This window comes from Ruegeria sp. ABV3_008, from assembly GCF_056161185.1.
The window spans coordinates 1-26,976 of sequence record NZ_JBSWYP010000005.1 but is presented as its reverse complement, the minus strand read 5'-3'; the positions used below and the strand labels follow the sequence as shown (position 1 = coordinate 26,976).

Below are 26,976 nucleotides of genomic sequence, written 5' to 3'. Positions count from 1 at the left end.
AAGCGCATTTGCGCATTATGGAAACAACGGACATCCATGTTCATGTGTTCCCCTACGACTACTATGCTGACAAACCCCGTGACACCGTGGGCTTGTCACGTACGGCCTCAATCATCGACGAAATTCGATCCGAGGCGACGAACTCGATCTTGGTCGACAATGGCGACTTTCTTCAAGGGAACCCAATGGGCGACTACATTGCCTATGAGCGTGGTATGAAAGAAGGGGACGCCCACCCTATCATCACCGCGTTCAACACGATTGGCTATGATGCCGCCACTTTGGGCAATCACGAATTCAACTACGGACTGGATTTTCTGGAAAAATCACTTGCGGGCGCGGAGTTCCCGGTCGTTTTGGCTAACGTTTCAAAGGCACAAGGCGCAACTCCACGTGACGACAAAACGCTGATCAAACCTTACGCAATGATCGACCGTGAAATCGAAACGGGCGACGGGACCAAGCACTCAATCAAAATCGGCGTAATTGGCTTTACACCGCCGCAGATCATGAACTGGGATCGAAAGCACCTGGAAGGCAATGTTCAAGCCCGCGATATCGTCGAAACCGCGCGGGCATACGTGCCAGAGATGAAAGAACAAGGGTGTGACCTAGTCATCGCCCTTTCACATTCTGGGATCGGCGACGCCAATCATGTCGACGGTATGGAAAACGCATCCGTCGTTTTGGCGGGTGTTGACGGGATCGACGCGTTGGTCACGGGCCACAATCACCTTGTTTTCCCCTCGCCGACATTTTCGGACCGACCCGGTATCGATGTCGAAAAGGGCACCCTGATGGGCAAACCTGCTGTCATGGGCGGCTTCTGGGGATCACATCTTGGTTTGCTGGATCTGTTGCTGGAACGAGACGGAAACGAGTGGCGCGTGGTCACCACGACGTCCGAGGCCCGTGCGATTTCTCAACGCAATGAAGACCGTTCAATCACCGCTTTGGTCGGAGACGATCGGAAGGTTCTCGACTCGGTTGCGAAGGATCACGACGAAACGCTCGCCTATGTCCGTCGAGCAGTCGGCAAAACATCTGCTCCATTGCATAGTTATTTCGCGCTGGTTGCTGACGATCCGTCTGTGCAGATCGTTTCAATCGCACAGAATTGGTATGTCGAAGAAATGCTGAAAGGTACCGAGCACGAGGGTTTGCCGATCCTGTCAGCGGCGGCGCCGTTCAAGGCGGGTGGTCGCGGCGGCCCCGACTACTACACCGACGTCCCGGTCGGGGACGTTGCTATTAAAAACGTGGCTGATCTGTATCTCTATCCGAATACGGTGCGCGCGGTGCGCGTGAACGGTGTTCAGCTGCGTGGTTGGTTGGAGCGTTCGGCCGGAATGTTCAACAAGATCGAGCCAGGCTCAGAGGACGCGGTGCTACTGAACCCAGAGTTTCCATCTTACAATTTCGATGTAATGGATGGTGTGACATACCAGATCGACCTTTCACAACCGTCGCGCTTTGGACCAAAAGGCGAAGAGGTGAATCCCGACGCAGCCAGAATTGTGAATTTGTCCTTCCAAGGTAAACCGGTCACTGATGACATGGAGTTCATTATCGCCACCAACAATTATCGTGCATCGGGCGGAGGTTCATTCCCCGGCGCACTGGGTGATACAATTGTATTCGAGGCCCCGGACACAAATCGCGACGTCATTGTGCGCTATATTGTTGAACAGGGAACGATCAACCCAAAAGCGGACGCCAATTGGTCATTTGCACCTCTTGAGAACACAACCGTGCTTTTCGAGACCGGCCCTAAGGCCCGAGACTACATTGGCGACGTCAAAGGCGTTTCCATCGAAGACGCCGGATATGGCACAAACGGCTTCGCGGCTTTCCGCATCAAGCTCTAGTTCAATCTGATTTGCGTACTTAGGGGAAGCTGGGGATCAACTAAAGCAGCTACTATAGGGTCTATGCTGACCGCCCGCTTGGGATATTCAAAGGCTATCAATAGTCATAAAGAACGATTGCTTTGTACTCACAGCAGAAATTAGCGGCGGCGTTTCAGAATGGCGGTTTTGGGCCGTACTTCATACTTGTGGTGGGGCTACTGGCCATTGACATTTTTTTGTGGGTCAGTGGGATCTGGACAAGCCAAACGCCACTGGCCGCTAGGGAGAGGGCGCAGCTCTCCCCCTCGGGCAACTCAATTAGACAGGGCCGTGTCCTCGGCTGGGCCTGCGGGTCACTCCAAACCTGTCGAATAGCATTGCCTCGCCTTCACCGGCGTTTGCCACTTTGCAGATCAGATGGCAAAGTCGTTTGTTCCTGATGATCTACAAATCAGCTCTGATTTTCCGGAAGGAAAGTCAGATCAAACGGAACGCCGACGGGAGCATGAAATCGGGGTGTTGGGTCAGTCTTTGACGTGAAGTTCAAATTCGTCTGACGTCCAACAGTTACTGTGGAACATCACAGATCATTGACTTAATCGATGGCCAAAATCTCAAGAAATGAGTACATTACGTCTCTTATATCTAACCCAAACATCAAGCATTTCTGTCTCAATACACCTATCGACCATACGTTAGCACTGCTGGCAATATTTCAAACTCCCTCGAATCGTCGGAAGGCTAAGGCAATTAAACCGGCGATTGCCATGTAAACCAATGCCAGCAACAGCAGGGGCTCGTAGACCACGAATGTGTCTGCTCGAACCCGGGAAGAAACCGCATATATCTCGACCACTGTGATCGTTGCTACGAGTGGCGTTGCTTTGAGCTGCAATATGGTTTCACCACCCAAGGTAGGCAGAACATTACGTACGGCTTGGGGTAGCCAGATCCGGCGGAACATAGTGAAACGTGGCATCCCGAAAGACTTTGCAGCCTCCAACTGGCCTTTTGCCACACCAGAGAACGCGCCTCGCATGACCTCGCCCTCGTATCCTGCAAAGGACAATGTCAGCGCCAGGACGGCGTAGGGCCAAGCCTGACGCAGGTAGGGCCAAAGCTCAGACGATCGTATCCAGGGAAACTGCGGAAATAACGAACCAAGTCCGTAATATAGCAACCAGATCTGCAACAGCAGCGGTGTGCCTCGAATTATCGTGCAGAACACCCTTGCGGGCGTGGCCAAGTACCATGGGCCCACCGCTTGCGCCAATCCCAGAGGCACAGCCATTAGAAAGCCTAATACGGTTGTGACCACCAAAAGCCAGATTGTGGTCCAAAGACCCTGTAACGCCAAAGGGGCATATTTTGGGATCCAGTCCCAACGCAACGAGAACGCACACCAGATCACCAATGCTGCAAATAGCAACATCATGACGATACGGTGCGGTTGCATAAGAGCTTTTACAGTGATCATGCCGAGCCACCCTTCAACGAAGGTTGACCGCGCCGCGCCCATTTCTCGATTCGGGCAAAAACGACCCCTGAGAAAAGGGTGACCATCAGGTATAGAAAGCCAGCAGCCAAAAAGAAGGTGAAGTAGGCTCGGGTACTGCTTGCCGCCTGTCGTGTTTCCAGCGTCAACTCACTGAACCCAACGACAGCGAGCAAGGCCGTGTCTTTGGTGGCGATAAGCCACAGATTGGCCAGCCCCGGCACCGCAAATCCCATCATTGCTGGTATGGTCACCCGACGCATGATCATGAAGGCGGGCATTCCATAGGACTTCGCCGCCTCGATCTGCCCGACAGGCACCGCCTTTATCGCGCCTCGCAGAACCTCGGTGGCATAGGCCCCTTGTACAACGCCCAACACCCAAATACCGGCGGCGACACCGTTGATCTCAACCCGGCCGCCTCCGACGGCCTCAGAGATCTTGTTGATGATATCACTGCCGACATAATAAAGGATTAGGATCAGCACCAATTCGGGCACAGCCCTGATCACTGTTGTGTAGATGGCAAGAAGGTCACGCGTGACCTTCCCGCCGTAGAGTTTTCCGTAGGCCCCGAACAGCCCGATAACCAGCCCCATTCCAAATGCGCCGAAGGCGATTTGCAGGGAATTGGCAAGCCCGCGTAACAGGTTGCCACCCCAACTAGACAGCGACAGCAACTCCATGCTGGTGCCAAGGCCCAGTGTCTCTAACAGTCCGGTCACAGCTACGCCTTAGTAGATGCTGGTGGTGAAATAACCCGAGGTGATTTTCTCGTGGGTCCCATCCGCCAAGATCGCAGCGATCCCTTTGTTTAGCGCTTCAAGAAGTTCGGTGTCGCCCTTGCGCACACCGGCACCGACGCCACGGCCCAAGATTGCCGGATCATCTGCGACAGCACCTTTGATTTCGCAACAGCTACCATTGTCCGAATTCACAAAATCAGCCATGGCAATACTGTCCGCCTGAGTAGCATCGATGCGACCCGCGAAAAGGTCTTGGTTGGCCTCATCCTGAGTCTGATAAACTTTCAGCTCTGAATCCTTGAAGTATTCCTGGGCATAGGCTTGGTGGATGGTCGAGGCTTGGATCCCGATGATCTTGCCAGCAAGGGATTCTGCGGTGGGCTCGATATCCATCGACTTGTCCGCCACGATCACTGCGGGTGTGTTGTAGTACGCATCACTAAAGTCGATGGTCTTCAGCCGTTCTTCGGTGATCGACATCGACGCCATGATCGCATCGATCTGCTGGCCGGTCAGCGACGGAATGATACCGTCCCAGGCGACAGGTGTGATTACACAGTCAAGCTCGGCTGCGGCGCAGACGGCATTGATCACCTCGATCTCCCATCCGACCCAATTGCCCGAGCTGTCGGGTGACGCAAATGGGGGATAGGGTTCGGCGGCGATACCGATCTTAACTTGTTCAGCTGCGGCCGCGCCTGCAGTTAGAACGGCTGCGGCTGTTGCTGCAGTCAGAAGTGCTTTTAATTTCATTAGGAGTCTCCCGGTTGGTTTTATTTGGTGTTTTGATACTATCCGACTGATCTGAGGAATTGCTTCAGTCGTTCTGATTGTGGATTTCCAAAGAGGTCGGCAGGTGGTCCCTGCTCTTCAATGCGTCCCTGGTAGAGGTAGACGACATGGTTCGCCACTTCTCGCGCGAACTTCATCTCATGAGTGACCAATAACATGGTTCGCCCTTCAGCAGCCAGATCACGGATCACCGTCAGCACTTCGCCCACAAGTTCTGGATCCAGTGCGGATGTTGGCTCGTCAAAGAGCATAGCGGAAGGATCAACCGCCAATGCCCGAGCAATAGCGGCCCTCTGCTGTTGGCCCCCGGATAGATATGCTGGGAAGGTGTCCTCTTTTCCGCCCAGGCCTACCCTGACCAGCAATTCGCGCGCGCGTTCGATCGCCTCGGATTTTGGCACCTTTAACACATGTACCGGAACCTCGATCACATTCTCCAGCAGAGTGCGGTGGGTCCACAGGTTGAACTGCTGGAACACCATCGCCAGCTTTGTCCGAATGCGCTCTATCTGCTTCTGGCTGGCCGGGCTGCCATCCGCCCGCATGGCCACTTCCTCGTCTCCGATTATGATTTTGCCGGAGGTCGGCGTTTCAAGGAAATTGATGCATCGTAGCATGGTCGATTTGCCAGACCCCGAGCCACCAATGATCGCTACGACATCGCCCTGATGTGCAGTGAGGTCTACGCCTTTTAGTACCTCGAGATTTCCAAAAGACTTATGCAAGTCCTCAACGCGGATCGCCTCTCGGCGCGTATCCGTTTGTTGAGCAACTGCGTCAGCGGCGGCTGTGTCCATTTTTTCTTTGACCCCAACTTTCTGATTGCAGTAAGCCGCGAGCACAGTAATTATGCAAGTGTATAATTACAGCATCCGCAAAATAGGACCAATCGTGAGCGAAGACCGCAAGAAATTTAAGCGTGAGTCGGCCGAAGCCCGACAGCACGCACTGATTCTCGCGACGCTTGATTTGGTGGCGGAGCAGGGCGTCCGTGGCGCTACAGTGCGGGGAATCGCAGACCGCGCAGATGTAACGCAGGGGCTCATCCGTCATTATTTCAACTCCAAGGAGGAGCTGATCGTCGCGGCGTATGAGCACCACATGAACTCGATGACAGATCAGACATTCGCACCCGCGAGCCAAGTCGAAACTAGCGCCCAAGCCAAGTTGGCAGCTTTCGTGACCGCGTCGTTGACGCCTCCGGTTGTCGACCCCCGTGCTATCGCTCTTTGGGCCAGTTTTTTGAACAAAGTTCAGCAGGACCAGCAAATGAAGGCGACCCACGAACGAACATACGCCTATTTTCGGGACCAGCTTGAAGGGTTAATCGCGGCCTCTCTGAATGAAGCGAACCGTTCGGCATCGCCTGTCCAATTGCGGCAGCTGGCTATCGCTTGCAATGCGGTCATCGACGGTCTGTGGCTGGAAGGCGGGGCCTTACCCGATGCCTTTGAGCAGGGTGAACTGGTTGAAATCGGGCTGCAATCCGTTTCCGCCATTATCGATTTGGATCTAACGCAAGAGAGCGAGCGCCTATGAGGTTGACGGCAATTACTGAACGGCTGGCCGGATTGGGCGGCGGTAAGTGGGAAGTACACTTGAAGGCGCGCGCCATGGTTGAGGCAGGCGCCGATCTGGTGGAAATGACAATCGGCGAGCCGGACGTGCCAACGCCTCCAGAGCTATGCGACGCCGCTGCCGTGGCGTTGAAGTCTGGCCGTACCGGCTATTCCAACGGCCGCGGAGAGGCCGGGCTTTGCGCAGCCTTGGCAGAGTCGTATACCAAAAGCCGCGGCCGGCAGTTTTTGCCGGAGAATATTCTTTGTTTTCCTGGCACGCAGACCGCGCTTTATACGGTGATGCAAGGCGTCGCCGAAGCCGGTTCCGAAGTGTTGGTCGGTGATCCGATGTATGCCACGTACGAGGGCGTGATCCGCGCATCAGGAGCCGAACCCGTGCCGGTGCCGCTCCGCCCTGAAAACGGTTTTCGGTTGCAGGCCGAAGATATTGCCGAGCGCATCACCCCGCGCAGCCGCGCTATACTTCTGACGACTCCGCATAATCCGACAGGCGCGATCCTGACCGCTGAAGATGTACGGAAAATTGGCGAACTTGCGATCAAGCACGACCTCTGGATCATCTCGGACGAAGTGTACGAGCATCTGGTGTTTGAAGGAGCAGAATTTGTATCTCCGCTTTCGGACCCGGACCTGGCCGATAGGGTCATCGCCGTGTCGTCGATTTCCAAATCTCACGCAGCCCCTGGCTTCCGCAGCGGTTGGTGCGTTGGCCCAGCCGCGTTCTGTACTGCGTTACTACCGGTCTCGGAAACGATGCTGTTTGGCAACCAGCCCTTTATCGCAGACATGACTGAAAAAGCTGTGCGACACGGATCTTCGGTCGCTGCAGGCATGGCGTCTCGTTTTGCGGCTCGCGCTCGTGTTCTGGAGCGCCGCCTTCATAGTGAAACGCCTCTGACCGTCCACCAACCGGATGCGGGCATGTTTGCGCTGGTCAACGTATCGGGCATTGGAATGGATGGTGACGCCTATGCTTGGGATCTTTTGGAGCATGGCGTTTCAGTGATGCCGGGCTCGGCCTTTGGTGAAAGCCTCAAGGACTGGGTTCGGGTCGCCCTCACCATCGACGACAGCCAATTCGCGACCGCGCTAGACCGTATCGTCGCCCACGCAAACCTCAGCAAACGGAATGTTGCATGACCAAACAAACAGTGGGCGAGGCACTGGTCGCCGAATTGAAGCAACGGGGCGTATCCTGCGTGTTCGGCATTCCCGGCGTGCACACCGTTGAGCTTTATCGCGGGCTTGCCGCCTCGGGTATTCAGCATGTGACCCCAAGGCACGAGCAAGGCGCAGGTTTTATGGCTGACGGCTATGCGCGTGTTTCAGGCAAGCCGGGCGTTGCCTTTGTCATAACAGGACCCGGCCTGACAAATACGCTGACGCCGATGGCGCAGGCCCGTGCGGATTCCGTTCCGATGCTGGTGGTTTCCGGCGTCAACGAGAAGAGCACGCTAAACAAGTTTCTTGGCCACTTGCATGAACTGCCCGACCAACATGCGCTTGCCAAGACCGTTGCGCTGGTGTCCGAACATGTGGACCAGCCCAGTGATCTGAGTGCCGCTTTGGATCGCACATTTGCACCCTATTCCGTTGGACGACCAGGCCCCACCCATATCCAAATCCCGCTGGATGTGGCGGGACTGGTCGCTGAAAGCGCCCTGACGTCGGAAGATTATCCCCATCAGGCATTGGACTGCGACTTAGTCCAACAAGCCGCAGACCGGCTGTCAGCCGCGCGAAAAGTCGTCATCTTGGCGGGTGGCGGAGCGAAAACGACCGGAGAAGATCTACAAACTCTGGCAGAGCGTCTCGATGCGCCTGTCGTGCAAACCGCAAATGCGCGCGGTCTGATGCATGGGCACCCACTTACTGTTCCCGCTAGTCCAAGCTTGAAAACCGTACGGGCATTGATCGAGGATGCCGATTGCGTCCTCGCTTTGGGGACCGAGTTGGGCCCAACGGACTATGACATGTATGCCACCGGAGATATGGCCTCTATGTCAGGGCTCATACGAGTGGATATTTGCCCGGATCAACTGACCCGTCACGAAGCCGCAATAGCCATAGAGGGTCGCACCGATCAGGTTGTTTCGTCCTTGCTGTCGGCATTGCCCGGAAAATCCAACCAGCGAGATGGAGTGGACCGCGCCGAAAGAACCCGCGCTGCTGCGTTCGAAGAGATAGGTTCTGACTACCGCGCTCAAGTCGGTATTCTGGCAGCCATGCGCGCTGCTGTCCCGAATGCGCTCATGATCGGAGATTCCACTCAACCGATTTATGCGGGCAACCTCTATTATGATCACGACCGTCCCGGAGGTTGGTTCAATGCGGCCACCGGATACGGAGCGCTTGGCTATGGTATTCCAGCCGCCATCGGTGCCGCGATTGCCGACCCGGAGGCGTCCGTGATTTGCATCGCTGGGGACGGAGGTGCCCAATTTTCACTGCCCGAGATCATGGCCGCAGTGGACCAAAACCTGCGCATTACCTTTGTTCTTTGGAACAACCATGGCTATGGCGAAATCGCTACTTCCATGGAGGGCGTGGGCGTCGAGGTGATCGGTTGCGACCCAACCCCACCTGACTTTGCGGCCACTGCTGCCTCGTTTGGTGTCCCCTACAAACGCGTCCGGCAAGATCCAATAGCTGTTGCCGCTGCACTGACAGAAGCCATTGCCCAAATCGGCCCCGCGATTCTGGAAATTGATATTACCGGGCGACGCTCGGATCAGGAGTGACTCATGCGAAACCCGACCTTTGAATTTACCCGTGCCATAACGCGCAAGCCTGCCTCGACCATTGCAGACGGCCTGCGTGCCGAGGATATCGGCAATCCCAGCCTAGAGGGTATGCTGGCTGCGCATTCGGCCTATGTCAGCGCGCTACGGAGCACCGAAGCAGAAGTCATCGAGCTTGACCCGCTTGAAGCGTACCCGGACGCCCAATTCGTCGAGGACACCGCGCTGTGCCTGCCGCAAGGTGCTATCCTGATGCGACCTGGCGCGCCCTCCCGCCTGGGTGAGGTGGCAGAAATATCGTCGACGATCCGTGCCTGTTACGACGACGTCCGCGAGATCAAGGGGCCCGGCCATGTCGAAGGAGGTGATATCCTGGTGACCGGAAAGGAAATTCTGGTCGGCCGCTCGGATCGAACCGACGCTGCAGGCGTGGCCGAGCTGACGGAAATTGCCAATGAATGGGGCCATGCTTTGCGCGAGGTGTTTACGCCTGAAGGCGTGTTGCATTTTAAGACCGATTGTTCGCTGATGGATGCCGAAACCATCCTGTCAACCAAGCGCTTGGATGCGTCCGGATGTTTTGAAGGCTACCGAGTTCTGCATGTTGCCGACGGGGAGGAAGCGGCCGCCAATGCAATACGTTTCAACAATCTGGTGCTCATGGCGGCCGGTTTCCCCCGCACTGCAGATGTTTTGGACAAGGCAGGGTATGAGGTCGTCCAAATCGACAACACCGATTGCGCCAAGTTGGATGGCGGCATGTCATGCCTGTCTCTGAGGTTTTGATGTTAGCTAAGGATCATCAGGCAAAATAACCGAGTTCAGCTGGAGTGCCGAGGCTATACTGGCGAATTGAAACGAACGCTGTCGAGAGAACGTGAATTTGTGGCTGCATGTGAGCCCGTAGGTGCCGACGCCAGAAAATGGCTGTCATCTACAAATCTTGGCAGTTAATCGGCATCGCAACAGACTGAGCAGCCTCATCTGACTGGTCCAGTTTGATTGTGACTGGTTGACTGCTCTCTGGTCCATCGGGGCGAGAGATTGCAATGCTTCTCATTTATTTATTCTCGAAACGGTAAACGCCGTCCCAATCGGCCGGAGGTTTAAACGCAAAACTGCTGCAACGTTCGATAAAGACATCTACAAGAAGCTTGTTAGCTGCGATTTCTCGATGCCTCTTTAAGGCGTCTAATGCTTCAGTCCATTTTCCAGACTGATATAAGTCATAGCATACACGCCAGTCTTCGAGTTCGCGTTTCTTGGCTGCGCTCACCAGAGAACCACTCTCATCCTCTTTTTCCCCTACCAGTTCAAAGATACGGCTAGGAAAACTAGTCCCGGCGGGTACGACAAAGTCAATTTCGCGCAGCACAAACTTGCTCTCGACATGAACGGCCACATCTGACGATACGAGAATTCTTGTGCCGTAAACTTTATTCAACCCTTCCAGTCTGGAAGCAAAGTTAACGGCAGCGCCAAGCGCAGTGTATTGCAATCTTGAGAGGGACCCGACATTACCGACCACGACGCGACCGGTGTGTAGGCCGAAACGTGTGTGCAACGGACGTAGTGGTAACGCTTCCTTATCAGAATTGAGTTTCGCCTCAGCCTGCAAACAAGCTAAAGCTGCTCGGCAAGCATGAACAGGGTGATCAGTATCATCGAGTGGAGCATTCCACAGAGCCATAATGGCATCGCCGATATACTTATCCACGGTACCCTGATTACTGGATATCTCTTTTTCCATTGCTTCGAAATACTCGGACAAGGCAGGCATCAGAACTTCGGGTTCAAGCCCCTCGGTTTGGCGCGTAAAGCCTTTGAGGTCGGCGAACATAAGTGTCACGTCGCGCGACTCTCCCCCAACGCTAATTCTCTCTGCTTTTGAAAGGATAGAGCGCACCAGCTCCTTCGGTACGAACGCTCCGAAACTCGACAAACCAGCTTTCATACTCGCAACGGCAGCCCCGAGTTCGGCGACTTCCTGAATATTTGACTTCAGGTTCAAGTTCTCACTTAGCTCAAAGTTACTGACTTTTCTGGCTTCCGTTGCCACGCGCACGAGGTTTTTGCTCAACAGACGGGCGACAACAAAGGTAAATGAGACAGCCAGAACCAAAGCAAGGACGCCGATTTGCATGGCGCGAGTGGTGTTTCTTTTTATTTCTCCGATAAACTCATCTTCCGGCACTATGAGCCCGAGTGTGGGTTGGGCACCGAAGACTTCAGGGATTGGCATCACAGATGCGATATAGTTTCCTTCATCGGATGCTGGAGCTATGCGAAAAAAATCCTGCTGACTGGTTCGCCATTTATCAATGACACTATCAATAATTTGGCTACTACCTTCAATTGACTCGTTCGTATTGGAACTTACGAAGCGCGGCTCTCCACCTTCGGACCGCGTGCTGGTGTACGAAAGTAGGCGGCCTTCGCGATCTAGCATGAAAACCAAACCATGATCGCCGATCCTGATATCATCTAGGATTTGCGAAAGTGCCGATATTGTTATGTCGAGCGCAACGACGCCAAGCAATTTACCTTCGTCGTCAACCACGGTTTTTGAGAACGTTGCACCCAGACGCCCTGTACTCTCAAACTGATAAAGCGGCGAAACGTAAACGCCGCTTTGCTCCAACGCCCCGCGATACCAAGGGCGTGTTCGAGGGTCGTAGACAGTGGTTCCACTAAGAAATGGTATGGCCAGCGAACGACCATCCGACCAAAAGTAAGTCTCGACGCGCTCGCCAAATTGCTCGGAAATTACCCGTTGAACGCGATCTACTCCTTCCGGCACAGGCAAGGCGCTCGTACCAAAAGTTTTCCAATGTTTTGGGAGGTTAATATTCTGAAAAAAGTCTCCGGATTCTTCCTCGCCAAAATACAAGCCATAGTAGTGCTCATTGCCTTGCATCTGCGAATAGAGCACGTCCAAACCTGCACTTGAGCCAGCATAGTCCGTAAATTTAGAAAGAAAGACAGATGCAGAAGATACGACACTTCCCGCTCCGCGTATCACGGTTAGCATCTCATCGACTGACTGGCTTCTGGCCTCCGCCATCCGCTCTTTCGCAGTACGAATGGCGAGCTCTTTGTTGCCAAAATATAGAATGGCAACAAGCATTGTTGTTACGGCCAACGTGAGGAACGTGAATAACGTCGCAACGCCGATATGGAGACGTACTTTCATACCCTTAATTAGTCAAAATGTAACAATAGAAGTCCAGTCGCTCGTTACCTCACATATGAGTATCTAGAGCACTTTGTTATCTGAAGACACAAAGTACTGGCACTATTGTTCTTCCTTGGCTTTTTCAGCGCTTTTGGCTCGCCCAAACCGAACGCTAAAGGACGGCATATCGTGAACCAGCCAATAGGCGAGTGAACAAGCAATCACGAGAAGTGCAAGACCGACCAGATCCAGTCCGCTTGTCTTCTCCGTATCGAGTATAATGACCTTTCGTGCGACGGCCATGAGCGCCGTAGCAACCACTATCTTCACATGGATTACGTCGTCGCGAAGATAGATTGTGATGTTTACGAATATTTCGATAGCGATTAGCACCGCCATGAAGGCGCCAAAAGTAGACAATATTTCAGAGATTGTCAGTATGAATACAGGCTGATTGATTAGTTTCTGATAGAGGGTCCAGGCCACATCCAAGACGCCAAGTAGTATAACCAGAACCATCATTACGGCCAGAATTCGGACGGCGAACCGAATTACGACCTGAAGTTTTTCTACAAATGGATCCTTGTGTTCCATTTATCACCTCCCCCTCTTTGCTACGTCAGGACGCCAAACGGCGTTCTCTACGCCACCATCTCTTGCTCCCCAACGGAAATATCCTGTACCATCATTGTTTCATTTCATCCGAGCCTACCTCTACGATTTTCAGCATCACCATAGCGCCTGATGTTTTTTTCTTGCGGAACTGGTTCGCTAGCCACGTTGAAAAGACTTAAACCCACACGTCCAACCACAAAAGAAACCTCGATCTGTGTACGCCGCAACTTGCCAATCCGCAGAAGCCGATGACTATTCCTGAGTTCGCTTCAAAACGCGCCGCAAACTACTCCGAGAGGACAAGATCACTCCGTTGACAAGCTCGGTAAGATCCTCCTTTTCAAATAAAACAAGCGACCACTTTTCTGGGGGTTAGCCATTTCAAACCACACTCTTTTCACTCAAACGAATTTAAGATTAAACATTTCCTTTAAGCCGGACAGCACGAGTGTCGGAAGCGCCGCGACAAAGAACGTTCCCAACAGATGTGAAAGAGGCAATGGAACCGTGCCCAGAACGAAATGGCCCGGAGCAGAGTAAATTGCCAATAACGATAAAACGACTGAAATGCCGACTGCGCCTAGGAGCATGGTGTTGCCAAGCGGCGATTTGCGATAAAGTGTCGTTGTAGTTCGCGCGTCAAAGACATGCCAAATTTGCGCAAATATGAGGGTCATGAAGGCAGCTGTTTGCGCGTGCTCCAGAGAGGCACCGCGTTCGAGAAACTCTTGAAAAACGTAGTAGGTCAGAAAACCCAATGCGCTGCCCCTAATCAGAATCCGCTCTTTCATTCCACCACCGAACATGTCTTCGTCGCGCGGGCGTGGCGGACGTCTCATTAGATCCGGCTCGCTTTTTTCAAATCCCAGCGCCAGTGCTGGTAAGCCATCTGAAACCAAGTTCACCCAGAGGATCATAAGCGGTGTGATCGGAAGGAGGGGATCTGCTCCCATCAGCAGAAAAGCGAAAAGAATGGTGGTAACTTCGGCAACGTTGGCAGTTAGAGCTTGCCGGACGAATTTCAGTAGGTTGTCAAAGATTCTCCGGCCCTCGCGAACCGCCGTGACAATAGTCGTGAAGTTATCATCCAGAAGAATCAACGCGGCGCTGTCCTTGGCAACCTGTGTCCCGGTAATCCCCATGGCGACACCTATGTCAGCCGCGCGAAGCGCAGGCGCATCGTTCACGCCATCTCCTGTCATCGCGGCCACTTCACCATTGGTCTGAAGTGCCTTAACGATGCGAAGTTTGTGCTCGGGCGTCACGCGCGCAAATACAGCTGCGTTCTTCACTGCGCTATTTAGATCTTTGTCTTTCATTTGGTCGAGCTCGGCACCCGTGAATACGGCTTGCTGTGAACCCGAAATTACACCGATTTGCTCGGCTATCGCCTTGGCGGTGACTGCATGATCCCCAGTGATCATAACAGTACGGATTCCGGCACTGGTGGCTTCTGCTACGGCATGCGGCACTTCTTGTCGGGGGGGATCCATAATACCATGTATACCAGCGAGCACGATTTCCTGTTCGGGGTTGTCGTGATCCAGTTCGTCTGGGGAAACTTCGCGATACGCCACTGCCAAAGTTCTAAGAGCCCGCTCGCCAAAACTGTCAATGACATTTTCTATATCAGCTCGTAGTTCAGGCGTTATTTGGCGCTCCTCCTCGCCGATACGGACCTTAACCGCTCGCGACAAAATCACGTCAGGCGCCCCTTTTGCGACCAAAACAGTCCGCCCGTCGGGAAGCTGTGCGAAGACGGACATCATTTTTCTTGTTGAATCAAAAGGGAAGGATTGAAGAGCCTCGCTCCGACGAGCCCTCAACTCTTCGACATCAATTCCGGCCTTTGCCGCAGCGACCAGAAGCGCACCTTCAGTCGGGTTACCTTGCACTGAGGTCTCAGCACCTTCACCAATCAGCCGGGCATCATTGCAAAAAGCGGAGATCATCAGCACAGGCCATAACGGTGTCCCCTCTTCGACCTTTGTGGCTTCGTTTTTCGAGTCCAGAAATTCCCCTGACGTGTCAAAGCCGGCGCCACTTACCTCCCAGGTTTCGCCCCCAGCCCAAATGCGCATCACCTGCATTTGGTTTTGTGTAAGAGTTCCAGTCTTGTCCGAGCAGATGACAGACGTGGCGCCTAACGTTTCCACCGAAGACAGTTTTCGGGCTAGAGCGTTATTCGAAGCCATGTTCTGAGATCCGAGCGTCAAAAGTATTGTGACGACAGTTGGTAGGCCTTCTGGAATGGCTGCTACTGACAGAGAAATCGCAGTATTTAGCATTTCCGCGAGGTCCATGCCGTTGATAACGCCGATACCAATGACGATAGCCACGACAATAAGAGCCGCGATAATAAGTACCTTCGAAAGTGCTTCGATTTTGAGCTGCAGCGGCGTCTTTGGTTCCTTAGCTGCTGACATCAGATCCGCGATATGGCCAACCTCGGTTCTCATGCCAGTTCCAACCACGACGCCTTCACCGGTTCCACCAGTGACAAGGGTACTCATGAAGCCCATGTTGAGGCGATCGGCAAGAACGACCTCCTGATCGTTGATCTTACGATCATGTTTGTCCACAGGTTCGGACTCTCCGGTTAGCGCAGCTTCATCGACCTGCATTCTGTTGGCTTGGAGAAACCGAATGTCAGCGGCAAGAATATCACCTGTTTTAACTATCAATATGTCGCCGGGGACCAAAGCAGAGGCGGCGATTTGCACCTGGTCACCGTCCCTTCTTACCAAAGCCTGTGGGGCTGACATCTCGCGAAGTGCGGCGAGTGATTGTTCTGCCTTGAACTCTTGCCAAAACGAGATGAAGGCATTGAAGATCGCGATCAAAAAGATCGCCACGGCGTCGATCCAATGTCCGGTGAAAGCCGAAATAACCGCACCCACCATAAGGATTATCAGGAGCGGGCTCTTAAATTGAACGAGCAGCATTTTCCACGCTGGCTCAGCCTCGGCTTCGGATAGACGGTTTAGTCCATATCTTGAGAGGCGTTCCTTTGCGGTTTCCGAGCTCAATCCGTTTTTAGGATCTACAGCTAGTGCCTCGGTCAACGCAGTTTTCTCGATCACCCAAGGTGCTGTCGGAAGTGTGTCTTGGTCATCCGTGGCATGGAAAGCATGCTGCATAGAAGCCCCTTTCGATAGGACGTGGGTGCAAATTCTCGCGCAAAGGAAGCGCGAATCACCGCTAGTCTACGTCCTGCCTTCGTTTTTTCACTTTCCGCTGAGCCATTTTGGCTCGCCAAAAATTGAAACGAATCTAAATACATGCTCGTTTTTTTATGTCGCTCTACCTCCAACGCGAGAGTTAGTTATGTCAAATTTCAAATTCCCTACTGCATTTACAATCCTGTTTGCTCTGATCGCTATTGTAGCGGTGTTAACTTGGGTCATTCCTGCAGGCGAATACGAACGTCAAATGAACGAAGCTTTGGGCAGCGAAGCTCCTGTTCCGGGCACCTATCACGAAGTCGAGTCTAACCCCCAAGGACTAACTTCGGTCATTCTCGCGCCAATTGCCGGGATGTATGACCCTGGGCTTCTCGGAAGCTCTTCAAGTGCAGCAATAGACGTCGCGCTCTTCGTTTTGGTTATTGGCGGCTTCCTGATGGTCGTGACCAAAACTGGTGCCATCGATGCTGGCATTGGTTGGTTGCTGCACAGGCTTGAAGGCCGCGAGATTTTAATGATCCCGATTCTGATGATTGCTTTTGCATTTGGCGGCACCAGCTACGGCATGGCTGAGGAAACACTGGCGTTTTATGCGCTTATAATTCCGGTTTTCATACGCGCGGGATATGATTCACTCACCGGTGTTGCCGTGATCATGCTAGGAGCGGGAATCGGCACTCTTGGCTCAACATTCAACGCGTTTGCAACAGTCGTCGCTTCGCAAGGCGCTGGAATTCCATTTACGACTGGCATCGTTCTAAGGTTCATTATCCTCATACTCTGCTTGGCAGCTGGCATCGCTTTTGTCATGAGATACGCAAAGCGAGTAAAGGCCGATCCATCTGCATCTGTGGTTGCGGATCAAGCCGAGGAAAACAGAAGGCATTTTCTTAAGGGGTCGGCCGGCGATGATGCTTTGCCAGAGTTGACTCGAACCCGCTCCATCATCCTGCTCCTGTTCGGCATTACATTTGCAATAATGATCTATGGTGTTGTGGTATTGGGATGGTGGATGGCCGAGATGTCTGGCCTGTTCCTTGTGATGTCCATCACCGTTTGGTGGGTCGGGAAAATGGACGAAGGGTCCCGTATGGACGAGGCGACCTTTGTGGAAACCTTCGTCGATGGCGCCCGCGATCTGCTCGGGGTTGCTTTGATCATCGGTGTCGCGCGCGGCGTGGTCGTGATCATGGACGCGGGCAAAATCACCGACACAATCCTTGCCGGAGCTGAGGGCTTTGTCTCGGGTCTGAGCGAATTCGCATTTATCAACGCGATGTTTGGCATTCAGATCTTGATGTCATTCCTGGTGCCGTCCTCTTCAGGGCTGGCCACGCTTTCGATGCCGATTATGGCGCCGCTTGCTGATTTTGCGGGCGTCGGTCGTGACCTGGTGGTGACAGCGTACCAGTCGGCAAACGGATGGGTGAACCTGTTCAATCCGACATTTGCCGTCGTCATGGGAGGGCTCGCCATTGGCCGTGTCTCCTATGATCGGTGGCTACGCTTCGTTTTCCCCCTGCTTCTTATACTTGCCGTGATCATCTGCGCCGCGCTCACCGTTGGCGCCATAACTGATCCGGGGATCGACGGGCCCGCAACCGAGACTTCAGACACAACATCGAACTGAGCCGTCGCAATGACCGATCGTTCCGCTCCAGAGACGACTTCGAAATCGGGTGCCCTTGGGCTGACGGCCTGTATCGCTTTGGTTGTTGGAAACATGATTGGGTCAGGAGTGTTCCTTCTGCCGGCGTCACTTGCGCCGTTTGGGCCTATCGCAATCTGCGGATGGATCCTAACTTCGGCCGGGGCGCTGGTTTTGGCGATCATCTTTGGGCGGTTGTCGCGTGTCGTTTCCAAACCCGGCGGCCCGTATGCCTATTCGCAAGAAGCATTCGGAGACTTTGCAGGTTTCATAATTGCCTGGGGGTATTGGATCGCGCTTTGGACCGGGAACGCAGCTGTTGCAGTCGCGTTGGTGGGGTATCTGGGGTTCCTGTTTCCAATTATCATCGAAGCGCCAATGTACGGCTTATCGACTGCGTTGGTCGCGATTTGGACACTTACCTTGGTAAATATCCGAGGTGTTGAAGGGGCCGGTTTGGTTCAGATCGTGACCACCGTGCTCAAACTCGCGCCTCTGATCCTGATTGGCACATTGGGTATCTTCTGGATTGAAACAGAGAACTACATCCCGGTTAATCAAAGTGGCACGACGGCGTTTACGGCGATCTCGGCTGCCGCGGCCCTAACGCTCTGGGCCTATTTGGGCCTCGAATCCGCGACCGTTCCATCTGGCGACGTTATGGAGCCGGAAAAGACCATCCCGCGCGCCACGGTCATCGGCGTGATTATCGCGGCCAGCGTCTATATAGCGGTGACCGCCGTTTCGATGGGCGTCATTCCTGCCGAGTTGCTGGCTATTTCTGCCGCACCGCTGGCAGCGGTCGGCGAAGTCATGTTTGGCACCGTTGGCGGTATACTCGTAGCCGTAGGTGCGGTGATATCTACCTTCGGAACTCTGAACGGCTTCACACTGCTCAGCGGGCAAGTCCCATTCGGCGCTGCTTTAGACCGCGTTTTCCCTGCAGCTCTGGGCCGGAAATCCAAATTTGGAACGCCTGCTAACGCTCTGATATTGTCGAACGCCCTAGCCTCCGTTCTGATTATCATGAACTATGCTCAAGGACTGGTCGCCGCATTCAACTTTGTTATTCTACTTGCTGTTGTCGCAAGCCTGTTGCCCTATGCCATCTGTTCCGTGGCCGAGATCATGATCCGGCTAAAAGGTGGGCAAGTCCTACATGGCCCAGAATTGGCGAAGGTCGTTGTTCTGGGCGCCCTTGGGTTCATATATTCCGTATGGGCCTTCGTCGGTTCGGGTGCGGAAACCGTTTTGGTTGGCTCTGTCTTGCTGCTTTTGGGCGTTCCCATCCATGTCTGGGTCCGCTGGAGCCAGGCCAATGACGTTGAAGACATTCAAAAAACAGATAGTTCGAAAGGAGAGTTACCATGAAGCTCGGCGTTCATTCCGAGATCGGAAAGCTCAACAAGGTGATCGTCTCGCGCCCGTCACTGGCGCATGATCGACTGACACCTCGAAACTGCGAAGAGCTTCTGTTCGATGATGTGATCTGGGTCGAACAGGCCCGCAAGGACCACGCTGAATTCTGTTCCCTGATGCGTGAACGCGGGGTCGAGGTCTATGACATTCAGGATCTGCTGGCCCAAGCTATCGCGGACGACCCAGAGGCGCGGGCCTTCATGCTGGACCGCTTGATCACGCCAAACATGGTCGGTCTTGGCTTTTCAGTTGAAATGCGCGCCTGGCTGGATGAGATGGACGCCAAGACCTTGGCACGCCACATGCTGGGTGGAATCATCTTTGCCGATCTGCCCAAAGGTATGATCGACGAACAATTTGGCGACTTGGTATCGCTGGGCGATTTCATCCTGCCCGCTGTCCCGAATGCGCAGTTCCAGCGTGACCCGTCTTGTTGGATGTTCAATGGGGTCACGACGAACCCGATGTTCTGGCCGGCTCGCAAGCCGGAAACCCTGATTATGCGCACCGTGTATCGCTTCCATAAGATGTTCAAGAACGCCGAATTCGAGTTCTGGTGGGGCGACAGCGACGACGATTTTGGCCTCGCCTCGGTCGAGGGTGGCGATGTGCAGCCGGTGGGCAACGGCACAGTGTTTATCGGCATGGGCGAGCGCACGACCCGACAGGCCGTGGCACAGGTTTCGGAAGCGCTGTTCCGCAAGGGCGGCGCCGAGCGTGTCGTCGCCTGTGCGATGCCCAAGAGCCGCGCGGCCATGCATCTGGATACAGTGTTTACATGCCTCGACCATGACAAGGTCACCGCATTTTCTGAAGTGGCGGATCAGATCACATGTATCTCGATCCGCCCCGGCGATCGTGGGGATTTGGATATCCACGTGGAAAAAGGGCACCTGTTTGACGTCTACAAGGAAGCCTTGGGGCTGAATTCGCTCGAGGTGATTTCTACAGGTGGCAACGAATTCCAGGCCGAGCGCGAACAATGGGACGACGGTAATAACGTCGTCGCCCTCTCGCCAGGTGTTGTTGTCGGCTATGCGCGCAATACGTTCACGAATGGAAAGATGCGCGCAGCCGGTGTCGAGGTGATCGAAATCTCGGGTCAGGAACTTGGGCGCGGCCGTGGTGGCGGCCACTGTATGACCTGCCCGATCGACCGCGACCCCGCCTATTGAATTTACCATGGGCGCAGCCCACTGCGCCCTCTGATTTTTGTTAGGGAGAGATAAAATGGCATTCAATCTCAAAGGCCGTAGCTATCTGAAAATTGCCGATTTCAGCCAGCGTGAAATGCTGTATCTGCTGGATCTGGCCCGCGACCTGAAGCGCGCGAAATACGCCCGCGCCGAACAGCCGTCGCTGACCGGCAAGAACATCTGCCTGATCTTCGAAAAAACTTCGACACGCACCCGCTGCGCCTTTGAAGTGGCCGCATACGATCAGGGCGCGAACATCACCTATCTCGATCCGTCAGGCTCACAGATCGGGCACAAGGAGTCGATGAAAGACACCGCCCGTGTTCTGGGCCGTATGTTCGACGGGATTGAATTCCGCGGTGCGGGTCAGGACATGGTCGAGACGCTGTCGGAATATGCTGGTGTCCCGGTCTATAACGGCCTGACCGACGATTGGCATCCGACCCAGATGCTTGCCGATATGCAGACCATGATCGAGCACGCTGACAAGCCCCGCAAGGACATCGTCTATGCCTATTCGGGCGATTGCCGGTCAAACATGGGCAACTCGCTGTTGATGTTAGGCGCGATCATGGGCTGCGATGTCCGGATGATCTCGCCGAAAGAAACCCAGCCTCATGACGATGTGCGCGAATTGGCGATGGAACGGGCCGAAAAGACCGGTGCACGTGTGACCATAACGGACGATACCTCGGCCGTAGAGGGCGCGGACTTCATTCATACCGATGTCTGGGTGTCGATGGGTGAGCCAAAAGAGGTTTGGGCAGAGCGGATCAAGCTGCTGAGTCCTTATCAGGTCAACATGGATCTGATGAGGAAAACCGGCAATCCAGCCGTAAAGTTTATGCATTGCCTGCCCGCCTTCCACAATCTGGAGACCAAGGTCGGTCAGGACATTCACGAACAGTTCGGCATCACCGAGATGGAAGTGACCGAGGATGTTTTCGAAAGCGATATGAACATCGCGTTCGAGCAAGCCGAAAACCGGATGCACACGATCAAGGCGATCCTCGTCGCCACATTGGGAGCCTGAACCATGGGTCGCGTTGTTGTAGCACTTGGCGGCAACGCGCTTCTCAAACGGGGTGAGGCGATGACAGCGGACAATCAGCGCAAGAACGCGAAGATTGCCGCCGAAGCCCTCGCCCCGCTCTGCGAAGCGCACGAAACCGTCATCACTCATGGCAATGGTCCACAGGTCGGGATGCTGGCCCTGCAAGAGATCATGTACACCGATGTCGAGGAATACCCGCTAGACGTCCTCGTCGGCGAGACAATGGGCATGATCGGCTACATGATCGAGCAGGAACTTGGGAACATTCTGCCTTTCGAGCATCATATTGCCACCCTGCTGACCATGATCGAGGTCGACCCGAGCGACCCGGCCTTCGACAACCCGACCAAGTTCATCGGGCAGGTTTATTCCGAAGCGGACGCCAAGAAAGAGGCGGCTGACAAGGGCTGGACGGTAAAACCGGATGGCGAGTACTGGCGGCGCGTGGTGCCATCGCCCCGCCCGAAACGTATCTTTCAGGTCGAACCGATCCGTTGGATGCTTGAGAAAGGCGCAACCGTGATCGCTGCTGGCGGAGGCGGCATTCCCACGATGTACGAGGCAGGAGCTGAACGGAAACTGGTTGGAGTCGAAGCCGTCATAGACAAGGACTTTGCCTCTTGTCTCCTGGCTCAGAATCTTGGTGCAGACTTCTTTGTTGTTGCAACGGACGCCGAGGCTGTGTTCCTCAATTGGGGAACGCCCGATCAAAAGGGCATTCGATCCATCACTCCAGATGCTTTGGACGAATACGACTTTCCTGCGGGATCAATGGGTCCGAAAGTGCAGGCCGCACAGGATTTCGTTCGAACCTCCGGTGGGCGGGCCATTATTTGCGCCCTTGCAGATGTCCCGGCAGCAGTACGTGGTGAGAAAGGAACAACCGTTTCGCTGGACGCAGGAGCAACGCAATTTCATTGATACAATGAGCCCAACAATACAGTTCCGCTCGAAGCCTTTTTTTGTTGTGGCTATTTCTCTCTGAACTGACCCACCAAAATGTTTCCTAACAGATACAGTTCCGTCTCGCAGATGGGGATTATTGAAGTGTCCAAAACTCGACAGATGAGCGGGGTCGGCTAAACGCATAAATTTACGAACAACAGACTCGTTCGAATCGTAAGGCACTGCCTAGCCAAACTACCCAACAACCTACGCGTCGAGAATTTCCGGTGCCTCAATCACAGGCCACCAGATATGCGTGGCAAGCCATTCGTAGTCGGCCCCGCCCACACCATTTGCACCAGTTGACTGCTTGTGTGCTGAAATTAGCTCTTGGCTGAACCGATGCCCCCCTCGAACGAACTTCGTCAGTTCTCGATGCACAGTCCAATTCAAAGCCAAACCCAACTCCGTGATTTGAAACCCATCGTCTACACGTTGCACGTTCGGGTTTGCCAAGAGTTTCAGCTGTCGTCTGACGCTTGTCTGAGGCAAATTAGTATATTTAGCTAAACCGCGAGTTGTCCACGGTTGAGGATGAATAACAAGTGCTTGATGCACCCTCTGCATAGGGGCAGGGAACTTAAAATGATCAAACGTGACTTGCCAGCGGCGCCAAAGTCGTAACCGATTTCGCTCAGTTTCACTCATCGACATAGATAGCTACATTAATGATTATGATTTAGCTGACAAGCCAACTGACGCAACGATTCCACTAGCGACAAGAAGCAACTTTGGCTTGCTACGGATGAGGACGACAACACCAGCGGGCCGCGCATTAGGTCTCGCATCTGTCTGTGGTTCCGACGCGCACAGGACGCCGAGTTGCTGCGCGACTACGGCACGAACGGTGAAGTGATCGAAACACCCGGCGGCGACTATCGCTACCTAGCGTTCATTCCACGAAACCACCTCATGAAAGTGCTGATGAACCTGGGCGACCGAATGGCATACCCTAATTTCAAGGACAGCATCCCCGAAGATAACACACCGCTAGAAAACGCCTGCCAAGAGGCATGGGCTGTGTTTGGCAATTTACAGGAGGGTGGGCCGTATGAAGTGGAGTAAAAAAACCTTTTTTAAACAGCGCGGATGCCTCAAAGTTGCCTTGAACAGGTATTCCTCGATGTCATCAAGTGGGCTACATTGCCCAAGACGTTTCATTTATTGAGAAACCAGTGGCGGACAGAGGAGCAACCATACATTTCATATAACTTTTTGTTAAAAATTTATAAAATCTTAGAGACTAAGATGCATACCACTAAATACACCACACTAATCATTGGAACTGGCGCCTCAAAGCCTCAGGTTCGAGCATGACGGAACGACCAGTAAAACATAAGAATAGCAGACGCTCCTACAAAATGTAGCGAACGTCCGCTTCGAGCCCTTATTAGACTTTGGGTCAGGCGCAGGATTCGTTTCGAAGGGGGGAGCAGCTATTCGCTTCATCTGAATGAGCAATACCCTTACCGGCTTTCACTTCGCTAAAATAATGTAACCGCCTTCACTGAAGGTGCCATCATACGCACGCTAAAATCCCATGGGGAGAATGCTGGTTATTAGAAGTATGTTGTTTTTTCGCACACGGTGAAGGATTTGAAACATGGATTTTCTAGCGTCAAAGCCACTGGCTTCGGCCGTCTTTGCGGCAGCGAGATATGGCGTTGCAACAATCGGATTGAAATTGGCCTCAGCCGAATGGACGGCGGTGGCGCTCGCTCTGATCCTTCTGGGTTTTTTGGCCGCAACTCAGTCTGAGGTGGTGCTGATGCGCATAGTCCCACTTTCCGAGCTGTATCTAATAGTAATCGCGCTCGAGACGCTGATCGCACTCACCTACGCCTAAAGCATCGGCGAGGGACTAGAGCCGCGCGATTGGGCAGGCGGCGTGCTCATATTCGCGGGGCTCGCGATCGTCTCACACTGACCGGACTGTAGGTGACCAGCTCTATACGCTACGTTCGGGCCAACGATGACTTGTTTGCGTAATGGGTGTGCGATGGGATCGGCAGCAGTCTCTAAATGTTCTGACGGCAACGGCGGCTTTGTCCGCACTGCCGCCATTGAGTTAGCGAGGAATGCCTTGTCAAGCGACATAGTACTATAGATGTCTGCTAAGAGCCCAATGCAGACATTTGGTTCAAGCGCAGCATCTGTCGAAAAGGACTAGAAACGTTCATTCGCTGCGTCCTGCGCCTTGGTTCACGAAGCAAAGTTAAGCCGCCATTGCTTTTTCATTCTGTAATAGTCCACACTGACTCTCCGTGAATGGTAAAGGGAGATCACGATGAGCGAAGAAACGGTCGGATTTGTTGGTGTCGGCTTGATGGGTCAGGGTATGGCCGCAAATCTGCTAAAAGCAGGCTTCACAGTTAATGTGGTTGCTCATCGAAACCGTGGCCCTGTCGATGACTTGGTCGCTCGGGGTGCGACGGAGGCGGAAAACCTCGCGGAGCTCGCGGCAGTTTCCTCAGTTATCCATATTTGTGCACCCGGTTCACCTCAGGTCGAGGCAATTGTCGCGGCCATGATGCCAACCATGCAGACCGGTAGCGTCATTGTGGATTGTTCCACGTCAGACCCGAATTCCACTATGGCACTTGCAAAGAAGTTAGCGCAGGCTGGTCACCATATGGCGGACGCGCCGTTGGGCGGGACGCCCGTTCAAGCACAGAGCGGAGAGCTGTCGACTATGGTCGGTGCTCACCCAGATCTTTTTGAGCGGTTGAAGCCCGTTATCGCAGCTTGGGCAAAGACCATTGTTCACATTGGTCCATGTGCTGCAGGGCACAAAATGAAGCTTCTGAACAACTTTCTTTCGCTGGGGTACGCGGCGCTTTATTCGGAAGCGTTGGCATTGTCAGAAAAAGTCGGAATTTCCACCAAGGAATTCGACTCAGTCATTCGTGGTAGCAGGATGGATTGCGGGTTTTACCAGACTTTCATGGGGTACGCCGTTGAAGGCAATCGAGAGTCCCACAAGTTCACGCTATCCAATGCTCTGAAAGATTTGCGTTACCTCGAAGCCATGGCGGATGAAGTGGGGCTGTCCAATCCAATCGGAAACGCCGCAAAAAACAGTTTTGCAATGGCGCTCGCCGCTGGAGGTGACGGACCGAACGACTATGTTCCTCACCTTGTCGATTTCGTGGCTGCGAGAAACGGCGTATCCAAGGCGTAATTCTGGTCGCATTACACACGCAGTTAAATGCGAAGTCATTAAGATGCGGGAACAAAGATTTCAGGTAGTCCCGCCAATCATGCTGAGGATCAGAACTGAGAAGTCTTTCACTTTGGCGTTTGAATCGAAGGTTTCATCCTGCGTCATTTCCTTCTTAACATCAAAGCCTTCTTAAAACCGCGCTACTAACTCTGACGTCGTTAAATTTACAGAGTGGTTGTCGTTTGCTACGTTGGAATCCGGATAACGCAATTCACGGATGCTCACGAACTGTTGGCGCTCGGAGCAAAAACCTATCAATTGAACTCCTCCGAACCGCTTCCCAATGCGGCCGGCTGCCGGTTAGTTGAGCTCAACTGGCGGGCTGAATGAAAAGGCGCGGGACTTCTTTGCCAAGTCACTCACGCAACAATAAAAAAGAATAATGAAATACTTGCTCCAAACCCCAAGTGCCAGAGCAATCCTGATGGCACTCTTCATAATCATTGTTGTAAGGGTGTGCAGCCATGAAGGAGCTGGATATCAAGAGCCTGAAAAAGAGTATTTGGACGGCAGAGGCAGGCCCTAACCCGCACTGCCACACCCTTGTGTGTCTTCTTTCCGCTCATAAGCTGTCATCTGAGAAAAATGGTCAGGTGACCAAGTTGAGCACAGAGCGGACTGAGAAACATTTGCCTCAATAGCGAACGCCAAAGAACTTCGAAGATCAATCGATTTCTTTCTTTAATTCGTCACGAGCTTCATCAGCCTCGTTCTCTAGCTCTTCGCGCAATTCCTCGGCCTCGTCTTCAAGGTCATCGCGCACATCGTCAGCTTCTTCCTCCAGTTCGTCACGAACTTCGTTTCCGACCTTCTCACCTGCATCCCGAACAGCGTCGCGTGCATCGCCGTCAATCCGATCACTTCTACTATCCACGCGATCCTGTGCCCTATCTGCGCCTCGGTTCCCAACATCGCGCGCCTCTGCGCCAAAGGGTACGTTAATTGAAGCGGCAGCTATCAACGACAAGCCGAAAGGTGAGACAGTTCGGAGAGGGTTCTTCATGGATTTTCCTTCAAAAATTTTGGCAAATTACACCCGGAGAAGCGCCTTAGATTTTCGTTATTCGTTCGATGTTAATTCGACAAAAACAGCCGTCAAGTTTCACGACAAATTGCGCGTCCGCTGCATACAAGCTGCCGATTAGACGAGCGTACCGCGTAGCGACAGAGACATTCTAAGTCTGTATCGCCCGCAGAGCAGACATTGAGTTGAATTCAAGCAACGACTGCTTCGAGCCCAAAGCAGACGTCCAACTTTGGAATGAAGTGATTTAGTTGTACCATGGAATGCGTCAGCAAGTCGGAGGAAGCT

At 53.6% G+C, this 26,976-nt stretch carries 22 protein-coding genes; 13 read left to right on the top strand and 9 right to left on the bottom strand.

Annotated features, from left to right (window positions below; all coding sequences use genetic code 11):
- Positions 1-17 precede the first annotated feature (17 nt).
- On the top strand, positions 18-1,868 hold the full coding sequence (locus ACXAH8_RS10415; protein WP_475218140.1) for a bifunctional 2',3'-cyclic-nucleotide 2'-phosphodiesterase/3'-nucleotidase: 1,851 nt from the start codon (positions 18-20) through the stop codon (positions 1,866-1,868).
- A 697-nt stretch (positions 1,869-2,565) separates the two neighbouring features.
- Here the strand turns inward: ACXAH8_RS10415 and ACXAH8_RS10410 are convergent.
- From ACXAH8_RS10410 to ACXAH8_RS10395, 4 genes are read right to left on the bottom strand one after another with little or no spacing between them, the layout of a single operon-like run.
- Positions 2,566-3,327 carry an ABC transporter permease gene (locus tag ACXAH8_RS10410; protein ID WP_170660777.1) on the bottom strand — a complete coding sequence of 254 codons (762 nt, stop codon included), beginning with the start codon at positions 3,325-3,327 and terminating at the stop codon, positions 2,566-2,568.
- Positions 3,324-4,070, bottom strand: coding sequence for an ABC transporter permease subunit (locus ACXAH8_RS10405; protein WP_170552217.1), 747 nt, complete (start codon positions 4,068-4,070; stop codon positions 3,324-3,326). Before ACXAH8_RS10405 ends, ACXAH8_RS10410 begins: the two co-directional genes overlap by 4 nt.
- Positions 4,071-4,079: 9 nt before the next feature.
- Positions 4,080-4,844 (bottom strand): transporter substrate-binding domain-containing protein, encoded by a 765-nt coding sequence (locus ACXAH8_RS10400; RefSeq protein ID WP_170380295.1) that lies wholly within the window; start codon positions 4,842-4,844, stop codon positions 4,080-4,082.
- 38 nt (positions 4,845-4,882) lie between these two features.
- Positions 4,883-5,680, bottom strand: a complete 798-nt coding sequence (locus ACXAH8_RS10395; protein ID WP_170722540.1) for an ATP-binding cassette domain-containing protein — start codon at positions 5,678-5,680, stop codon at positions 4,883-4,885.
- A 94-nt stretch (positions 5,681-5,774) separates the two neighbouring features.
- Here ACXAH8_RS10395 and ACXAH8_RS10390 point away from each other — a divergent pair, with 94 nt between their 5' ends.
- The 4 genes from ACXAH8_RS10390 to ACXAH8_RS10375 are packed head-to-tail and all read left to right on the top strand — an operon-like array spanning position 5,775 to position 9,990.
- Positions 5,775-6,422, top strand: a complete 648-nt coding sequence (locus ACXAH8_RS10390) for a TetR/AcrR family transcriptional regulator (protein WP_475218137.1) — start codon at positions 5,775-5,777, stop codon at positions 6,420-6,422.
- A complete protein-coding gene (locus tag ACXAH8_RS10385; protein WP_475218135.1) occupies positions 6,419-7,603 on the top strand; it encodes a pyridoxal phosphate-dependent aminotransferase in 1,185 nt (394 codons plus the stop codon). The genes ACXAH8_RS10390 and ACXAH8_RS10385 overlap by 4 nt, the downstream gene beginning before the upstream one ends.
- Positions 7,600-9,204, top strand: coding sequence for a 5-guanidino-2-oxopentanoate decarboxylase (locus ACXAH8_RS10380; RefSeq protein ID WP_475218133.1), 1,605 nt, complete (start codon positions 7,600-7,602; stop codon positions 9,202-9,204). Before ACXAH8_RS10385 ends, ACXAH8_RS10380 begins: the two co-directional genes overlap by 4 nt.
- Positions 9,205-9,207: 3 nt before the next feature.
- On the top strand, positions 9,208-9,990 hold the full coding sequence (locus ACXAH8_RS10375; RefSeq protein ID WP_475218131.1) for an arginine deiminase family protein: 783 nt from the start codon (positions 9,208-9,210) through the stop codon (positions 9,988-9,990).
- 274 nt (positions 9,991-10,264) lie between these two features.
- Here the strand turns inward: ACXAH8_RS10375 and ACXAH8_RS10370 are convergent, their stop codons facing one another.
- The 3 genes from ACXAH8_RS10370 to ACXAH8_RS10360 form a co-directional block, all read right to left on the bottom strand.
- Positions 10,265-12,397 (bottom strand): adenylate/guanylate cyclase domain-containing protein, encoded by a 2,133-nt coding sequence (locus ACXAH8_RS10370; RefSeq protein ID WP_475218129.1) that lies wholly within the window; start codon positions 12,395-12,397, stop codon positions 10,265-10,267.
- A 102-nt stretch (positions 12,398-12,499) separates the two neighbouring features.
- Positions 12,500-12,973, bottom strand: a complete 474-nt coding sequence (locus ACXAH8_RS10365) for a phosphate-starvation-inducible PsiE family protein (RefSeq protein WP_475218127.1) — start codon at positions 12,971-12,973, stop codon at positions 12,500-12,502.
- Between the two features lie 422 nt (positions 12,974-13,395).
- Positions 13,396-16,077 carry a cation-translocating P-type ATPase gene (locus ACXAH8_RS10360; RefSeq protein ID WP_475218125.1) on the bottom strand — a complete coding sequence of 894 codons (2,682 nt, stop codon included), beginning with the start codon at positions 16,075-16,077 and terminating at the stop codon, positions 13,396-13,398.
- 82 nt (positions 16,078-16,159) lie between these two features.
- Between ACXAH8_RS10360 and ACXAH8_RS10355 the strand changes: the two genes are divergently transcribed.
- The 5 genes from ACXAH8_RS10355 to arcC are packed head-to-tail and all read left to right on the top strand — an operon-like array spanning position 16,160 to position 22,417.
- On the top strand, positions 16,160-17,809 hold the full coding sequence (locus tag ACXAH8_RS10355; protein WP_475218123.1) for a YfcC family protein: 1,650 nt from the start codon (positions 16,160-16,162) through the stop codon (positions 17,807-17,809).
- Between the two features lie 9 nt (positions 17,810-17,818).
- Positions 17,819-19,198 (top strand): amino acid permease, encoded by a 1,380-nt coding sequence (locus tag ACXAH8_RS10350; RefSeq protein ID WP_475218121.1) that lies wholly within the window; start codon positions 17,819-17,821, stop codon positions 19,196-19,198.
- Positions 19,195-20,421: an arginine deiminase gene (locus ACXAH8_RS10345; protein ID WP_170471693.1), complete on the top strand. Its 1,227-nt coding sequence runs from the start codon at positions 19,195-19,197 to the stop codon at positions 20,419-20,421. The genes ACXAH8_RS10350 and ACXAH8_RS10345 overlap by 4 nt, the downstream gene beginning before the upstream one ends.
- Positions 20,422-20,476: 55 nt before the next feature.
- Complete coding sequence (gene argF, locus ACXAH8_RS10340) at positions 20,477-21,475, top strand: ornithine carbamoyltransferase (RefSeq protein ID WP_475218118.1); 999 nt, start codon at positions 20,477-20,479, stop codon at positions 21,473-21,475.
- A gap of 3 nt (positions 21,476-21,478) precedes the next feature.
- Positions 21,479-22,417 (top strand): carbamate kinase, encoded by a 939-nt coding sequence (arcC, locus tag ACXAH8_RS10335; RefSeq protein ID WP_475218116.1) that lies wholly within the window; start codon positions 21,479-21,481, stop codon positions 22,415-22,417.
- 231 nt (positions 22,418-22,648) lie between these two features.
- Here arcC and ACXAH8_RS10330 read toward each other — a convergent pair whose 3' ends face one another.
- On the bottom strand, positions 22,649-22,882 hold the full coding sequence (locus tag ACXAH8_RS10330; RefSeq protein WP_170527438.1) for a hypothetical protein: 234 nt from the start codon (positions 22,880-22,882) through the stop codon (positions 22,649-22,651).
- 381 nt (positions 22,883-23,263) lie between these two features.
- Between ACXAH8_RS10330 and ACXAH8_RS10325 the strand changes: the two genes are divergently transcribed.
- From ACXAH8_RS10325 to ACXAH8_RS10315, 3 genes are all read left to right on the top strand, one after another.
- Entirely contained in the window at positions 23,264-23,506 is a 243-nt protein-coding gene (locus ACXAH8_RS10325) for a hypothetical protein (RefSeq protein ID WP_475218114.1), read from the top strand.
- Positions 23,507-24,044: 538 nt separating this feature from the next.
- Positions 24,045-24,287: a 5-aminolevulinate synthase gene (locus ACXAH8_RS10320; RefSeq protein ID WP_475218112.1), complete on the top strand. Its 243-nt coding sequence runs from the start codon at positions 24,045-24,047 to the stop codon at positions 24,285-24,287.
- Positions 24,288-24,728: 441 nt separating this feature from the next.
- Positions 24,729-25,622: an NAD(P)-dependent oxidoreductase gene (locus ACXAH8_RS10315; protein ID WP_475218110.1), complete on the top strand. Its 894-nt coding sequence runs from the start codon at positions 24,729-24,731 to the stop codon at positions 25,620-25,622.
- Between the two features lie 706 nt (positions 25,623-26,328).
- On the opposite strand, the gene ACXAH8_RS10310 is transcribed toward ACXAH8_RS10315, so the two are convergent.
- Positions 26,329-26,667 (bottom strand): hypothetical protein, encoded by a 339-nt coding sequence (locus tag ACXAH8_RS10310; RefSeq protein ID WP_475218107.1) that lies wholly within the window; start codon positions 26,665-26,667, stop codon positions 26,329-26,331.
- Between the last annotated feature and the right edge of the window lie 309 nt (positions 26,668-26,976).